We start from the raw sequence: 15,253 nt of genomic DNA, 5'->3' as shown, positions 1-15,253 counted from the left end.
ACACCGGCACCCCGCGCGGCCCCGCCGGCGTTATGGCGGGGGGGGCGTTCGACACCCCCCCCTTCAACTCCGGGTCTCCTTCGGTGCGGCACAATCGGGGTGGGGCGCGGCCTCCGGCCGCCCCGCGTCCCAGTGCATGGCGGAGGAACCGCCAGCCTGCCCGTGGGAGGTTCCATGTTCGAGCTCACCGAGGACCAGATCGCCATCCGCGACATGGCGCGCGATTTCGCCGCCGCCGAGATCGCGCCTTATGCGGTGGAGTGGGACGAGAAGAAGCATTTCCCCGTCGACACCTTGCGCGCCGCTGCCGCGCTCGGCATGGGCGGGGTTTATGTGGGCGAGGATGTGGGCGGGTCGGGCCTGTCGCGGCTCGATGCCGCGCTGATCTTCGAGGCGCTGGCCACCGGCTGCCCGGGCACCTCGGCCTTCATCTCCATCCACAACATGGCCGCCTGGATGATCGACCGCTACGGCACGCTTGACCAGCGCCAGCGGTTCCTCCCCGATCTGTGCACCATGGCGGCGCTGGCCAGCTATTGCCTCACCGAGCCCGGCTGCGGCTCGGACGCCGCCGCGCTGAAGACGCGGGCGGTGCGCGACGGCGACCATTATGTGGTGGATGGACAGAAGCAGTTCATCTCCGGCGCCGGGGCGGCTGATTATTACGTGACCATGGTGCGCACGGGCGGGGAGGGGCCGAAGGGCATTTCCACCCTCGTCATTCCCGCCGGCCTGCCGGGCCTTTCCTTCGGCGCCAATGAGAAGAAGATGGGCTGGAACGTGCAGCCCACCCGCGCCGTGATCTTCGAGGGCGTCCGCGTGCCGGTGGAGAACCGCATCGGCGCCGAGGGCGAAGGCTTCCGCATCGCCATGGCCGGGCTCGATGGCGGGCGCCTCAACATCACCGCCTGCTCGCTGGGCGGGGCGCAGGCCGCCCTCGACAAGGCGCTGGGCTACATGGCGGAGCGCAAGGCGTTCGGAAAGCGGCTCGACGAATTCCAGGCGCTGCAGTTCCGACTTGCCGATATGGCCATCGAGCTGGAGGCGGCGCGCACCTTCCTGTGGCGCGCGGCGGCGGCGCTCGACGCCAAGACGCCCGACGCCACCAAGCTGTGCGCCATGGCCAAGCGCTTCGGCACCGATATCGGCTTCCAGGTGGCCAACCAGGCGCTCCAGCTGCATGGCGGCTATGGCTATCTCGCCGACTATGGAATCGAGAAAATCGTTCGGGATCTGCGGGTTCACCAGATCCTGGAAGGCACCAACGAGATCATGCGCCTGATCGTTTCGCGGGCGCTGATTGCCGGCTCAAACTGATCTTTTGCCGGCGCAGCGCGCCGGGCCGTTCTCTTTTTCTCACCGCATTTCCGTCCCGCGAACCGGTCTCCCCTTCGCTCGGAAATGCTCCAGGGAGGATCATCATGACCCATGTCGCGTTTCTCGGCCTCGGCAATATGGGCGGGCCCATGGCTGGCAATCTGGTCAAGGCCGGCCTGACCGTCACCGGCTTCGACCTCGTCCCTGCCGCCCTGGAGGCCGCCAAGGCGCGGGGCATCGTCATCGCCGCGAGCGCGGCCGAGGCGGTGGCGCAGGCGGATGTGGTGGTCACCATGCTGCCCTCCGGCAAGCATGTGCTGGGCGCCGTGGACGGCCCGGACGGCCTCTTCGCCCATGCGCCAAAGGGCGCGCTCTTCATCGATAGCTCCACCATCGACGTGGCCTCCGCCCGTGCCTTCCATGCGGCCGCCGCCGCAGCGGGCCATGCGAGCCTGGATGCGCCCGTCTCCGGCGGCGTGGTGGGCGCGGAAGCCGGCACCCTCACCTTCATGGCCGGTGGCACCGCCGAGGCTTTCGCCAAGGCGCAGCCGCTGCTCTCTCAGATGGGCCGCAAGGTGGTCCATTGCGGCGAGGCGGGCGCGGGCCAGGCCGCCAAGATCTGCAACAACATGATCCTCGGCATTTCCATGATCGCCGTGTCCGAGGCGTTCGTGCTGGCGGAGAAGCTGGGCCTCTCCCATCAGGCGCTGTTCGACGTGGCCTCCACCTCGTCCGGCCAGTGCTGGGCGCTCACCACCAATTGCCCGGTGCCCGGCCCGGTGCCGGCAAGCCCCGCCAATCGCGACTACAAGCCCGGCTTTGCCACCGCCCTGATGCTGAAGGACCTGCGGCTCTCCCAAGAGGTGGCGGAGCAGGCTGGCGCGGCCACCATTCTCGGTGCCAAGGCGACCGAGCTTTATTCCACCTTCGAGGCGGAGGGGAATGGTGGCACGGACTTCTCCGGCATCATCAAGTGGGTGCGCGGTCAGGAGGCCTGAGGGCCCTGAACGCACACCTCAGTCGAGGTCCGGCCCGGCGCCATAGGCGTTCTGGCCGGGCTGCGAGGGCTGGGCCCACCAATAGATCAGCACCAGCAGGCCGATCAGGGTGAAGGCCAGCAACTGCCACCAGCCGCTGCGTCCGATATCGTGGAGGCGGCGGGTGGCGATGGCGATATTGGGGACCAGAAGGCCCAGCGTCACCAGCAGGTGAAGCGTTTCGCCCGCCGTCTCGGACACCGCCCCGCCCAGGATGGCGGCGGCAAGCGAGACCAGGAAATTGAACAGGTACCACCACCAGAACGCGCTGCGCGACGAGCGCCCGCGAAAGGTGGCATAGTGCGACAGGCCGCTGGAAATCGCCTGCGTGAATCCCATCTCGTCCTCCCCCGAGCCTTCCCCCGAGCCTTGCCCGTTGGTCGTCTGCCGCTCCGGCGCGCGGCGGTGCGGAACGGAAGGCGGTCCGTGCACCTTCCGCCCTTCATCAGAGCGCACCCACGGCCCCAAGGGAAGGGGGCGAAAACACGCGCCTATGCGCCACGGCGGCCAGGCGCGCACCGGAATGGGGATCGGAATTTTGGGACAGGTCGGGGTGGTAGCAGCGGGCGGACTTGAACCGCCGACCTCCGGGTTATGAATCCGGCGCTCTCACCAACTGAGCTACGCTGCCACGACCGGCCGGGCGAAGCCGCCCGACGCTTGGAGCGCGCATATAGGGGCGCGCGCGCGGAGCTGTCAAGAAAGACGCAGGCCTTTGCCCACAGGCGTTCAGACCGCCTTCTTGCGCAGGCGCGCCAGCTTGAAGAAGCCGGCCGGGAAGACCGGGGTGATGCTGAGGACTTCCATGTCGGGATGCCGCGCGGCCCAGGCGTGCAGCCGGCTGGGACGGAAGGCGATGCTCCAGCCCACCTTCTTCACCAGGGGAGCGAGGGCGGCTTCCACATGCATGGTGGGGCCGGAATCCGCGCCAAGCTTGGAGGCGATGATGATCTCGCCGCCCGGCCGCAGCACGCGGCGCATCTCGTCCAACGCGCCTTCGGGATCGGGCACCAGCGTAATGACGAAGGGCACCGTGATGGCGTCGAAGCGCTGATCCGGGAAGCCCAGGGCGCAGGCATCCATGGCCGCCAGCAGCGAGACGTTGGACAATTGCCGGCGATGGGTCTTGGCCACTGCCTTCTTGAGCATGTCGAACGACAGGTCGATGCCGGTCACATGGCAGGTGCGCGGATAATAGGGCAGGACGAGGCCGGTGCCGACGCCGACTTCCAGAATGTCGTTGCCGCAGCGCGCGGCCGCATGCGCCGCTTTTTTCTGCGCATCGGCGAGGAGCTTTTCATAGACCGCATCATAGATGGGGGCCCATTTGGCATAGACCTTTTTCTGCCCCTCGAGATCGTACTGGACCGCCATTTTTCTCTTCGCCCCAGCCTTGCCGGCTTGCCCCGCCTGCGCGCCGCGTTGACGCCAAGCGCGAGCCTGATTCTTTATTCACACTTCCAAGACGGATTTGCGACCCTTCCCCAGAAGGTTGCCGTCCCGCCCGTTCCTCACGCCACCTGTGCGCGCACAGGGGCCGATGCCGTTGTGGAGGCCGCCACTTCCGCCGGCAGCGTCCGCAGAATGGTGCCGCCACCCAGAAGCCGCGCCGCGCCTTCGGCCCCGTCGTAGAACACGCAGGCCTGCCCCGGCGCAACACCCTCTTCCCCGTCATGGAGATGAACCAGGGGCGCGCCGTCCGCATCCGTGCTCAAATGCCCCGGCGCCGGCGGGCGCGTGGAGCGCACCTTCACGAACACCTCCGACTCGGAGGCGCAGGCGGCGGCAAAGGGCAGGTCACCCAGCCAGTTCACATCCTCGATGCGGATGGTGCGCACCTTCAGTGCCTCGCGCGGGCCGACGCGCACCTCGCGCCGGGCGGCATCGATGGCCACCACATAAAGCGGGTCGGGGGTCGACAGGCCAAGGCCGCGCCGCTGGCCGATGGTGTAGTGCATCACGCCCCGGTGGCGGCCGAGCACCCGGCCGTCCAGATGGACGATGTCCCCGGCCTCTCCCGCCTCGGGACGCAGGCGTTCCACCACCTCGGCATAGTCGCCGCCGGGCACGAAGCAGATGTCCTGGCTGTCCGGCTTGTCGGCCACCACGAGCCCGAAGGACTGTGCCAGCGCGCGCACATCTCCCTTGCGCAGTCCGCCGAGCGGAAAGCGCAGCTTGGCCAGTTGCTCGGGCGTGGTGGCATAGAGGAAATAGCTCTGGTCGCGGCTTTCCTCCGCCGCGCGGCTCAGCACCCTGCGTCCATCGGGCAGGCGGCGGCTCGAGACATAATGCCCGGTCGCCAGGATGTCGGCGCCCAGGTCCTCGGCGGTGGCGAGGAGGTCGCGGAACTTCACCGTGCGGTTGCAGTCCACGCAGGGAATGGGGGTGACGCCGGAGGCATAGCTGTCGGCGAAGCGCTCGATCACCTCGGCCCGGAAGCGGCTTTCATAATCGAGGACGTAATGGGGGATGCCCAGTTTGTCGGCCACCGTGCGGGCATCATAAATGTCCTGCCCCGCGCAGCAGGCGCCCTTGCGATGGGCGGCCTCGCCATGGTCGTAGAGCTGCAGCGTCACGCCCACCACGTCATATCCCGCGTGGGCCAGCAAGGCGGCGACCACGGAGGAATCGACGCCGCCGGACATGGCGACCACCACGCGCGTCCCGGCCGGGTCGGCGCCCATCAGGTCGATGATCTCATCGCGGGAGAGGAAAGGGGTCATCCGGTTCTGTCTTTGTCAGGCGTCACCGCAAGGGACAGGCGGCGGCCATTCTCTCCATTTACTATAGGTGCGCGCGGCGCGATCGCAATCCGCTCTCGATGCATGGGCCGGACGCGAGGGCGGCATGTCCGCCCGACCCGGGCACACGCCATGTGCAAAGAGTGGCTTTCGGCGAAAGGCTTCTTGTGAGCCGGGCGGCTCTCTGCAAGTGTGCCGCAACGAAACTTCCACGATGGGGATGACCATGGTCGGGTTGAGGGGCTTCACACTGGCGGGACTGGCCGCCGCGGGCATCGCCATGGGCGCGGGGACGCCCGCCTTGGCCGACCCGGTGAAGATCGGCTTCCTCGCCACCCTGTCCGGCCCCTCGGCGGTGCTGGGCCAGCACATGCGCGACGGCTTCCTGCTGGCGGTGAAGGAACTGGGCGGCAAGCTTGGCGGGCAGGAGACGGAAGTCATCGTGGTGGATGACGAATTGAAGCCAGACGTCGCCGTCCAGAAGGCCAAGGGCCTGATGGAGCGCGACAAGGTGGACTTCATCGCCGGCCTTGTCTTCTCCAACGTGGCCGGCGCGGTGGTCAAGCCCGTGACCGCCAACGACACTTTCCTCATCTCCGCCAATGCTGGACCGTCCACCATTGCCGGCGCCGGCTGCAGCCCGTTCTTCTTCGCCGCCTCCTACCAGAACGACCAGAACCACGAAGTGCTCGGCCAATACGCCCAGTCCAAGGGCTATAAGAAGGTCGTGCTGATGGCGCCCAACTATCAGGCGGGCAAGGACGCGCTCGCCGGCTTCAAGCGCTATTTCAAGGGCGAGGTGGTGGACGAGATCTATACGCCCCTCGGCCAGCTGGACTTCTCCGCCGAGCTTGCCAAGGTCGCCGCCGCCAAGCCCGACGCCTTCTTCACCTTCATGCCCGGCGGCATGGGCGTGAACCTGGTCAAGCAATACCGCCAGGCGGGCCTTGCCGAGACCATCCCCTTCCTGTCCGCCTTCACCGTGGACGAGACGACGCTGCCCGCCACGGGCGAAGCGGCGCTGGGCTTCTATTCCGGCGCTGCCTGGGCGCCCGACCTCGACGTGCCCGCCAACAAGGCCTTCGTCGCTGCGTTCGAGAAGGAATATGGCTATGTGCCTGCGCTCTATGCCGCGCAGGCCTATGACGCCGCCAAGCTCATCGACAGCGCGGTGAAGGCCACCGGCGGCAAGCTCTCCGACAAGGAGGCCGTGCGCGCCGCCCTCAAGAAGGCCGACTTCACCTCCGTGCGCGGCGACTTCAAGTTCAACACCAACCAGTTCCCGATCCAGAACTTCTATCTGGTCAAGGTGGCCAAGCGCCCCGACGGCAAGGTGGAGACGGAAGTGGCCGAGAAGATCTTCTCCAATTATGGCGACGCCTATGCCGAGAAGTGCGCCATGAAATAAATGTGTTTCATCTGAAGCTTGGCTTGGATAAGCTGGCGCCGCCTCGATGGTATTCGGGGTGCGATGATTGGGGGAAAATATGGCGTTGCCGGGCATTACGTCGAAGCCAACAGTCACCCTGCCTGATGTGGCGAAGAACGAGTTGGTTCGAGTCTATACAGGTGCAAGTGTAATATTGGAGTATGGCTCCGGCGGATCAACTGTACTTGCTTCGGAATTGCCAAATAAGCGAATTTTTTCTGTCGAGAGCGATGCCAATTGGGCCAAGGGAATGGCGGATTGGTTCGAGACCAATCCGCCGTTGTCTCCGGTCGTCATGCACCATGCTGACATTGGTCCCACCGGAAAGTGGGGCAGGCCCACGGACAAGGGGTCGTTCCTGAAGTGGCCGGGCTATGCCCTTTCAATTTGGGAGTCTGAAGGCTTTGTGCACCCTGACGTCATTCTGATCGACGGTCGGTTCCGCCCGTCCTGCTTCCTCGCCGCTGCTGTCCTGATTACCAAGCCCGTCACTGTATTGTTTGACGATTATCTCGGTCGCACTTGGTACCATGTGGTTGAAGATATCGTGAAGCCTGCGGCTTTTGCCGGGCGAATGGCGCGTTTTCAGTTGGAGCCACAGAAGGTTCCTGTGCATCGCCTGCGTTGGTTCATGGAGCAGTTTCTTAATCCCGAGTGACCGATGCGCCATATCCATTGCCTGTGACGCGTCTTTCAGGTGCCGAACCCTATGATAGGGGGCGGTTCGCCCCCTTGAACTGCACACAACACGTGCCTCTGGGGACATCATCGGCGTTTGGAGCGAGGGTGACTTGATTTCGGAAGGGTCGCCGGGGATCAAGTGGCCTCGGGCTCAACTGGTGGCACATAGCCAGACGTGTGCCCAAAGTGCGGCGCACCTGGCGCACATAGCCGGTAAATTCAACGCCTCCTCATGTCCACCACTCTGCTTCTCGTCCAGCTTCTCAACGGGCTCCAGCTCGGCATCCTCCTCTTCCTGGTGGCGGCCGGGCTGACGCTCGTCTTTGGCGTGATGGACGTGATCAATCTCGCCCATGGCGTCCAATATATGTTGGGCGCCTATCTGATGGTGACCGCCACCGCGCTCACCGGCAGCTTCTGGCTGGGCCTGCCGCTGGCGCTTCTGGCCGCCTTGGTGCTGGGGCTGGTGCTGGAGCGCCTGGTGATCCGCCCGCTTTATGGCCGCGACCACCTGGAGCAGGTGCTGGCGACCTTCGGCGTCATCCTGCTCGTGAACGAGGCGGTGAAGATGGCCTGGGGCTCCGCGCCCTTGTCCATCCCCATGCCCGCCTTGCTCTCCGGCTCGGTGCGGCTGATGGATGGCTTGAATTATCCGGTCTATCGCCTGGTGCTCATCGGCGCCGGCCTTGCGGTTGCCGGCGGCCTCTATCTCCTCGTTACCCGCACCCGCACGGGCATGCTGCTGCGGGCGGGGGCCACCAATGCGCCCATGGTCTCGGCACTGGGGGTGGATATCGGCGCCCTGTTCGCCAAGATCTTCGCCTTCGGCGCCATGCTGGCCGCCTTTGCCGGGGCGCTGGCGGGGCCCATCCTGTCGGTGGAGCCGGGCATGGGGGATGGCCTTCTCATCCTCGCCTTCGTGGTCATCGTCATCGGCGGCATCGGCTCCATGCGCGGGGCCTTCGTGGCGGCGCTGCTGGTGGGGCTGATCGATACGTTGGGCCGCTCCTTCCTCACCGATCTCCTCAAGCTCATCATGAGCGCCTCCGCCGCCACCCAGGCGGGACCGGCGCTCGCTTCCATGTCCATCTATCTGCTGATGGCGGGGGTTCTGTTCTTCCGGCCGCGCGGCCTGTTCCCGGCGCCGGCATGATGGCGCGCTTCCTCCTGCCGGTCGCCTTGTGCGCCCTGCTCGCCGCCGCGCCTGTGGTGGCGGACAATTACCTATTGTCGCTGATTGCGCGCGGCATGATCCTGGCGATCGCCGCCGTGAGCCTGGATTTGATCCTGGGGGCCGGCGCGCTCGTCTCCTTCGGCCATGCGGCGGTGATGGGGATCGGCGCTTATGCGGTGGGCATCCTCGCCGAGGAGGGCGTGACGGATGCGCTCTGGGCCTTCCCGGCGGCCATGGCGGCGGCGGGGCTGTTCGCGCTCGTCACCGGCGCCATCGCGCTGAAGACGCGTGGCGTCTATTTCATCATGATTACGCTGGCCTTCGGGCAGATGGCCTTCTTCGTGGCGCAGAGCCTGTCCGCCTATGGCGGCGATGACGGCTTGCCGCTCGCGGTGCGCTCGACGCTCGCCGGCCAGCGCTGGCTGAAGGGCGCGGTGCCCTTCCATTATGCCACCCTCGGCTTCCTGGCGGCCACCTTCCTTGCGTGCCTCACCCTCCTGTCCTCGCCCTTCGGCCGCACCTTGCGGGCGGCCAAGGAGAATGAGCGGCGCACGCGGGCGCTGGGCCTCGATCCCTATCCCTATCGCCTCATCGCCTATGCGCTCGCCGGTGCTCTGGCGGGGCTGGCGGGGGCGCTGTTCGCCAACCTCACCGAGTTCGTCTCACCGGCCTATCTCTCCTGGCACCGCTCGGGCGAGCTGATCGTGATGGTGGTGGCCGGCGGCATGCTCATGGGGCGCATGGGCACCCTGACCGGGGCCATCGTCGGCGCGCTGGGCGTGGTGCTGGTGGAGGAAGGGCTCGCCCATTTCACCGAGCATTGGCGCATCCTGTTCGGCCCATTGTTGGTGCTGCTGGTCCTGGTGCCGCCGGCTCTGGCGCGGCTGATGCGGCGGGGGAGGGCGGCATGAGCGCCCCCCTCCTGGAGATTTCCGGCCTCTCCAAGGCCTATGGCGCCCTGGTGGTGACGGATGGGGTGGACCTGTCCGTCCGTGCCGGCGAAATCCATGCGGTCATCGGCCCCAATGGCGCGGGCAAGACCACGCTGGTGTCGCAGATCGCCGGCGAGGTGACGCCCGATGGCGGGCGCATCCTGTTCGACGGGCGGGACATCACCCACTTGCCGGTGCACCGGCGCGCCAAAGCGGGGCTCTCCCGCTCGTTCCAGATCACATCGGTCTTTGCTGCCTTCACGGCGCTGGAGAACGTCGCTTTCGCCCTCCAGGCCGCCTTCGGCCCCTCCTTCCGCCTGGTGCCGGCCTTCGGCGCCGCGCGGCGGCAGAGGGAGGAGGCGCGGGAACTGCTGGCTCTGGCGGGCCTTGAGGCGCGCGGGGATGTGCGTGCAGCGGATCTCAGCCATGGCGAGAAGCGGGCGCTGGAACTGGCCATGGCGCTGGCCTGCCGTCCCCGCCTCCTGCTGCTGGACGAGCCCATGGCGGGCACCGGCCCGGAGGAAAGCCGGCGTATGGTTGCTCTCATCGAGCAGGTGCGGCAGCGCTGCCCCATCCTGCTGGTGGAGCACGACATGGAAGCGGTGTTCCGTCTCGCGGACCGCATCAGCGTGCTGGTGACGGGACGCGTCATCGCCTGCGGCACCGGGGACGAGGTGCGCGCCGACCCCGCCGTGCGGGCCGCCTATCTGGGGGACGAGGCATGAGCGCGTCCGTCCCGCTCCTGAGCGTGCGCGGCCTCAAGGCGGGCTATGGCGGCGCGCCGGTCCTGTTCGGCGTGGAGCTGGAGGTGCCCGAGCGGGGCATCCTGGCCCTGCTCGGGCGCAACGGCATGGGCAAGACCACCACGGTCCGGGCCATCATGGGCCTTGTGACGCCGCAGGCGGGAGACATCGTCTTTGCCGGCGCCGCCATGGCGGGGGCGCCCCCGCACCGCATCGCGCGCGCCGGCATCGGCCTCGTGCCCGAAGGGCGGCAGGTGTTTCCCACCCTGACGGTGGAAGAAAACCTCGTCGCCACCTCTGCCCCGGCGCGGCCCGGCCTGCCCGCCTGGACGCTGGAGCGGGTCTATGGCCTGTTCCCGCGCCTTGCCGAGCGGCGGGGGCACTATGGCAACAAGCTCTCCGGCGGCGAGCAGCAGATGCTGGCCATCGGCCGCGCCCTCATGACCAATCCGCGCCTCCTGATCCTGGACGAGGCCACCGAGGGCCTCGCGCCTTTGATCCGGGCGGAAATCTGGGCGGTCATCGGCACCCTGAAGGGGGAGGGGCTCTCCATCCTCGTCATCGACAAGCATGTGGACGTGCTGGCGGGCTTCGCCGACCGCATGGCCGTGCTGGAGAAGGGGCGGACCGTCTTTGCCGGAACGCCCGCCGAGCTGAGGGCGGACCCGCAGGTGCGCGCGGCCTATCTCTCCGTCTGAGCCGCCACCGCCAGATGGTGGAGCACGATGCCGGAGGTGGTGGCGACGTTCAGGCTGTCGAATCCCGCAGCCATGGGAATGGAGACCGTGCGGGTGCGCGCCAGGATGTCGGCCGGCAGGCCCGGCCCTTCCGTTCCGAACACGGCGGCACTCCGAGGCGGCCGCGTCAGGCGGTGCAAAGGCGTCGCGCCAGCCGGTGAGAGCGAAGCGACGGCAAAGCCAGCCTCTTCCAGGATTGCGATCATGCCCGCGCCCGTCTCCACCCGCGCATAGGGCACGATGAGGCTCGCGCCCACCGAGACGCGAATGGCCTTGCGATAGAGCGGATCGCAGCACGTGCCGTCCAGGAGAACCGCGTCCACGCCGAAGGCGGCCGCGTTGCGGAAGATGCCGCCCACATTGTCGTGGTTGGTGATGCCCACGAGCCCCGCCACCACCGCCCGCTCCGGCAGCTCAGCCAGAAGCGCGGCGGAGTCGGGCACCGGACGAGGCGCCACCAAAGCGAGGATGCCGCGATGGATATGGAAGCCGACGATGGCGTCCATCACCTTCTGCTCGGCCACATGGACCGGCACCGCCGGGTCAAGGCCGGAAAGCGCCGGGGCAAGGCGGGCGAGGCTCGATTGGGAGAGCAGCAGCGAGAGGATGCGGTGCTCGGGCCGGGACAGGAGAAGGCGCAGCACCACCTCGCCCTCGGCGATGCAGCGGCCTTGCCGGCCCACCAGGTCGCGCTCGCGCACGGAGAGGAAATCGGCGATGCGGGGATCGTCGGGATCGGTAACGGGAAGAATCATGACGTGCGGGATGAAACCGACTTGGGAGGTCCGGCAGAGCCGCGCACCACCAATTGAGGCTCCAGCACCACCCGTTCCACCGGCCGGGTGGGGTCGGCGATGCGGGCCAGCGCCAGGGTCGCCGCCGCCCGGCCATATTCGGGAATGCGCGTATAGACCGTGGTGAGGGCGGGGTGCCACAGCGCCGCCTCGCCGATGTCGTCATAGCCGACGATAGAGACGTCCTCGCCCACGGTGAGGCCGGCGGCCTGGACGCCGATCATGGCACCGAAAGCGCACAAGTCATTGAAGCTGACGGCGGCGGTGGGTGGCTCGGGCATGGCCAGCAATTGCTCCATAGCATGGCGGCCGTGCTCCCGCGTGCCCCGCCCGATCATGACCAGCGCAGGATCGAAGGGCAGGCCGGCGCTGTCCAGACCCGCCTTGTAGCCGGCAAAGCGACGGCGGCCCGTCGAAGCCGCCTCGAAGCCGCCGATCATGGCAATGCGCCGGTGGCCCAGCGCCACCAGATGGGCGACGGCGAGCCGAACGCCGGTGACATCGTCCGAGCCGGCGAAGTCGAAGCCGGAGCCCTCCACCTCGCGCGTCACCTGCACCACGGCGATGCCGGTGGCGGCCAGTGCCCGCAGATCGTCCACCCCGGTGCCGGCGGCGGGCGAAACGATGAAGGCGTCGGGGCGGTATTCCGCCAGGGTGCCGAGCACCTGGGTCTGGCGGGCCACATCCTCCTGTCCGACGCCCAGCAGCACCGTCTTGCCGGCGGTGCTGAGCGCATCCTCCAGCGCCGCCAGAAGCTCGGTGAAGGAGGGATTGATGATGTCGTGAAGGCCGACACCAATGATGTTGGTGCGCGCCGTGCGCAGCGAGGCGGCGCCGCGATTGGCCACATAACCGCGGGCGCGGGCCACCTCCTGCACCTTCTGCCGGGTGGCTTCCGCCACCACCGGGCTGTCGCGCAGGGCGAGCGAGACCGTCGCCGTGGACAGGCCGAGTTCCAGAGCCAGGCGCTGGAGCGTCACCTTGCCCCGGCCGGCATGCACCGTGTCGTCCATCGCCCCTCCCCCGATTGCTGTTCTTAGACGTTTCATGTGGGCGTTTCATCCATGCTAAACGATTTAATCCTCGCGACCAAAAGGCAATCTGCAGGGAAGGAACGACCCCATGGAAAAGCCCAGGATCGGTTTCATCGGCGTTGGACTGATGGGCCACGGCATGGCCAAGAACATCGTTGAGAAGGGCTTCCCCCTCACGGTCATGGGCCATCGCAACCGCGCGCCGGTGGAGGATCTGGTGGCGCGGGGCGCCCGCGAGGCGAAGACGCCGGCCGATCTGGCCGCAGCCTCCGACATCGTATTCCTGTGCGTGACCGGGGCGCCGCAGGTGGAGGCCATCGTGCGCGGGCCGCAGGGCCTGCTGGCCGGCGCGCAGCCCGGGCTCCACATCGTCGACACCTCCACCTCCGAGCCGGCCCTGACCATGGCTCTGCACGGAGAGCTGAAGGAAAAAGGCATCGCCCTGTGCGACGCCCCGCTCGGCGGCACGCCGGTCCAGGCGGCCGAGGGCAAGCTTTCCGCCATGGTGGGGGCGGAAGAGGAGGCGTTCCGGGCGGTCCAGCCGGCCATTTCGGCCTTCGCCGCGCGCATCATCCATGTGGGCGGCCCGGGCGCCGGCCACACCATGAAACTGCTCAATAATTTCCTGTCGCTGGGCTATGGCGCCATCTATGCGGAGGCACTGGCCATCGCCGCCAAGGTGGGCGTGACGCCGCAGGTGTTCGACAGCGTCATTTCCGGCTCGCGCATGGATTGTGGCTTCTACCAGACCTTCTTCAAATATGTGCTGGAGCGGGACGTGAACGCCCACCGCTTCACCCTGTCCAATGCCCACAAGGACATGCGCTATGTGAACAATCTGGCGAGCGCGGTGGGTGCGGCCAATTTCGTCGGCGCCAGCGTCAAGAATCTCTATGCGACGGCCGAGGGCCTCGGCCGGGGCGACTGGAACGTGCCGCAGATTTCCGACGTGGTGGCGCAGCTAAACGGCGTCTCGCTCGGACCGGTGCCGCAATTGGCACAGGACGAGTAGCGAGCGGTCAGGCGCTGGCCGCTTCCGCTTCGGCCTTTAGCCGCGCGGGGCAATCAGGCCGCGTGCCATAGGCCCGCAGAAAGAAGGTGGCCGCCCGGCGGGCGCTGGCCTCGATCTCGGCCGGCGACGGCGTCTCTTCGGAGCCGCCCAGAAGGATGGGAGTCATCACCCCGTCCTTGCACAGGAGCAGGAACTGGCTGGCGGCCGTTTCCAGCTCCTCGATGTCGAGGAGACCCTCGTCCACCTTCGTCTTCAGGAAGGCGGCGACCCGGCGATTGCCGGCCTTGGGGCCCGCCTCCAGGAAGCGACGACCGATCTCCGGGAACTTGCCGGCAATGGCGATGACGGTGCGCAGGATGGCCACGTTGCAGGGCAGGACCATCATGGCGAGATAGGAGATGCCGAGCTTGGTCAGGGCGGTGGCCAGATCCAGTCCGCTCGCCTCCAACTGAAAGGTGCGCTCCGCCGTCTCGTCGCATTGGTGGCTGACCATGGACGCGAACAGATCAACCTTATCCTCGAAATAGACGTAAAGGGTGCCCTTGGAGACCCCGGCGGCCCGGGCAATATCGCCCATGCTGGCGGCATCGAAGCCGCGCTCGAAGAAAACCTGGCGCGCGCCGTCGAGGATCTGTCGCCGCTTTTCCGGGTCCTGGCCGGCAGCCGTCGGGTCTCTCGTCTCCACATCCGTCAACTTGGCGAACTCCTGCCGTCCTGGCCCCTCGCAGCGCTCTTTTGAGCATAAGAAATGTTGTCGGGGAGAAATTGAGGCAAGGCAAGCGCGGCCGGAGGATCGGACACGAAAAAATGACCGAACCGTTCGGTTTGATGTTGCGCGCCACGGCAAGAGGGGCTAAACATCCATCATTGACTGAACGGTTCGGTCAGGTTTTGGACCGCAACCCGAGACCCGACCGTTCCGGAGGGAGGAGAGCACCGCCCCCGCTCTCCTCCCTCCCTTACTCCCTCTTCGCAGTCCGCGAACGCGGAGGGCCTCCAGGTCACCGGTCAAGCGCCCCAGCACCCCGCCTGTTGTTGTTCATCGTTGCTCGGTTGTTTCATCGCCGGACGGCGACGGCTGCGTAGATGTGCCGGAGCGACCACGCCTCAGTTCCGGCTTTTGCGGCGCGACGGCTTGCCGCGTACGTCTTGAGACTGAGAGCGTCCTGGGCCATTTTCCGCGCAGGCCTTTGTCCGGAGCGTCCATGCTCCCGACCCAACAGCGGAAGCACACGCATGATGTTCGGCACGAAGCTTGGCGGTCTGGCCGCCGCCGCGGTCATCGCGGCATTTTCGGGCCTCGCGGCTGACGAGGCGCGCGCGGAGCCGTGCATCGAGCAGATCGTGGCCCTCCAGCAGCGCCTCAAGGCGGTCGAGCCTTCCGCTCCCAAGCCCCCCACGCAGCCGCAGAGCATCGGCGCCCAGACGGACCAGCAGCCCACGCCCTCATCCGTGGCACAGGCGGAAGGCAATCTGCCCCCGCCGGTGGGGCCGGCCGCCGCGCTGAACGCCGCGCAGAACTTCCAGGCCGCCGGCGACGAGCAGTCCTGCCTGAAGGCGGTCGCTGAAGCCCGAAAGATGCTGGACGGCAAGTGATCGTGCCGCTGGCAGGCGCCGGCGCC

General features: G+C 67.3%; 16 protein-coding genes and 1 tRNA gene. 10 read left to right on the top strand and 7 right to left on the bottom strand.

The genetic code is table 11. From position 1 onward, the window contains the following. Positions 1–174 precede the first annotated feature (174 nt). Positions 175–1,317, top strand: a complete 1,143-nt coding sequence (locus tag ACT54L_RS04200) for an isobutyryl-CoA dehydrogenase (RefSeq protein ID WP_476084271.1) — start codon at positions 175–177, stop codon at positions 1,315–1,317. A gap of 104 nt (positions 1,318–1,421) precedes the next feature. Continuing rightward, positions 1,422–2,315, top strand: a complete 894-nt coding sequence (gene mmsB, locus ACT54L_RS04195; protein ID WP_476084270.1) for a 3-hydroxyisobutyrate dehydrogenase — start codon at positions 1,422–1,424, stop codon at positions 2,313–2,315. Positions 2,316–2,333: 18 nt separating this feature from the next. On the opposite strand, the gene ACT54L_RS04190 is transcribed toward mmsB, so the two are convergent. The 4 genes from ACT54L_RS04190 to mnmA form a co-directional block, all read right to left on the bottom strand. Continuing rightward, complete coding sequence (locus ACT54L_RS04190) at positions 2,334–2,693, bottom strand: DUF805 domain-containing protein (protein WP_476084269.1); 360 nt, start codon at positions 2,691–2,693, stop codon at positions 2,334–2,336. Positions 2,694–2,908: 215 nt separating this feature from the next. Further along, positions 2,909–2,985, bottom strand: a tRNA-Met gene (locus ACT54L_RS04185). A 98-nt stretch (positions 2,986–3,083) separates the two neighbouring features. After that, positions 3,084–3,728, bottom strand: a complete 645-nt coding sequence (locus tag ACT54L_RS04180; protein WP_476084268.1) for a class I SAM-dependent methyltransferase — start codon at positions 3,726–3,728, stop codon at positions 3,084–3,086. Between the two features lie 137 nt (positions 3,729–3,865). After that, entirely contained in the window at positions 3,866–5,077 is a 1,212-nt protein-coding gene (gene mnmA / locus ACT54L_RS04175) for a tRNA 2-thiouridine(34) synthase MnmA (RefSeq protein WP_476084267.1), read from the bottom strand. Positions 5,078–5,321: 244 nt separating this feature from the next. On the opposite strand from mnmA, the gene ACT54L_RS04170 reads away from it, so the two are divergent. The 6 genes from ACT54L_RS04170 (at position 5,322) to ACT54L_RS04145 (ending at position 10,752) form a co-directional block, all read left to right on the top strand. After that, complete coding sequence (locus ACT54L_RS04170; RefSeq protein WP_476084266.1) at positions 5,322–6,503, top strand: ABC transporter substrate-binding protein; 1,182 nt, start codon at positions 5,322–5,324, stop codon at positions 6,501–6,503. A 79-nt stretch (positions 6,504–6,582) separates the two neighbouring features. Beyond that, a complete protein-coding gene (locus tag ACT54L_RS04165) occupies positions 6,583–7,182 on the top strand; it encodes a phosphoheptose isomerase family protein (protein ID WP_476084265.1) in 600 nt (199 codons plus the stop codon). A gap of 255 nt (positions 7,183–7,437) precedes the next feature. Next, positions 7,438–8,358, top strand: coding sequence for a branched-chain amino acid ABC transporter permease (locus ACT54L_RS04160; RefSeq protein WP_476084264.1), 921 nt, complete (start codon positions 7,438–7,440; stop codon positions 8,356–8,358). Beyond that, entirely contained in the window at positions 8,355–9,290 is a 936-nt protein-coding gene (locus ACT54L_RS04155; protein ID WP_476084263.1) for a branched-chain amino acid ABC transporter permease, read from the top strand. The genes ACT54L_RS04160 and ACT54L_RS04155 overlap by 4 nt, the downstream gene beginning before the upstream one ends. After that, positions 9,287–10,036: an ABC transporter ATP-binding protein gene (locus ACT54L_RS04150; protein ID WP_476084262.1), complete on the top strand. Its 750-nt coding sequence runs from the start codon at positions 9,287–9,289 to the stop codon at positions 10,034–10,036. The genes ACT54L_RS04155 and ACT54L_RS04150 overlap by 4 nt, the downstream gene beginning before the upstream one ends. Then, on the top strand, positions 10,033–10,752 hold the full coding sequence (locus ACT54L_RS04145) for an ABC transporter ATP-binding protein (protein ID WP_476084261.1): 720 nt from the start codon (positions 10,033–10,035) through the stop codon (positions 10,750–10,752). Before ACT54L_RS04150 ends, ACT54L_RS04145 begins: the two co-directional genes overlap by 4 nt. On the opposite strand, the gene ACT54L_RS04140 is transcribed toward ACT54L_RS04145, so the two are convergent. Further along, positions 10,737–11,546, bottom strand: a complete 810-nt coding sequence (locus tag ACT54L_RS04140; protein ID WP_476084260.1) for a TrmH family RNA methyltransferase — start codon at positions 11,544–11,546, stop codon at positions 10,737–10,739. The genes ACT54L_RS04145 and ACT54L_RS04140 overlap by 16 nt on opposite strands. Continuing rightward, complete coding sequence (locus ACT54L_RS04135) at positions 11,543–12,598, bottom strand: LacI family DNA-binding transcriptional regulator (RefSeq protein ID WP_476084259.1); 1,056 nt, start codon at positions 12,596–12,598, stop codon at positions 11,543–11,545. The genes ACT54L_RS04140 and ACT54L_RS04135 overlap by 4 nt, the downstream gene beginning before the upstream one ends. A gap of 109 nt (positions 12,599–12,707) precedes the next feature. On the opposite strand from ACT54L_RS04135, the gene ACT54L_RS04130 reads away from it, so the two are divergent. Then, entirely contained in the window at positions 12,708–13,631 is a 924-nt protein-coding gene (locus ACT54L_RS04130) for an NAD(P)-dependent oxidoreductase (protein ID WP_476084258.1), read from the top strand. Between the two features lie 7 nt (positions 13,632–13,638). Here ACT54L_RS04130 and ACT54L_RS04125 read toward each other — a convergent pair whose 3' ends face one another. Continuing rightward, positions 13,639–14,316 (bottom strand): TetR/AcrR family transcriptional regulator, encoded by a 678-nt coding sequence (locus ACT54L_RS04125; protein WP_476084413.1) that lies wholly within the window; start codon positions 14,314–14,316, stop codon positions 13,639–13,641. A gap of 551 nt (positions 14,317–14,867) precedes the next feature. Between ACT54L_RS04125 and ACT54L_RS04120 the strand changes: the two genes are divergently transcribed. Beyond that, positions 14,868–15,227: a hypothetical protein gene (locus tag ACT54L_RS04120; RefSeq protein WP_476084257.1), complete on the top strand. Its 360-nt coding sequence runs from the start codon at positions 14,868–14,870 to the stop codon at positions 15,225–15,227. The last annotated feature ends 26 nt before the right edge of the window (positions 15,228–15,253 follow it).

This window comes from Aquabacter sp. DMC10 (assembly GCF_056314145.1).
This window is presented reverse-complemented; position numbering and strand designations above follow the sequence as displayed.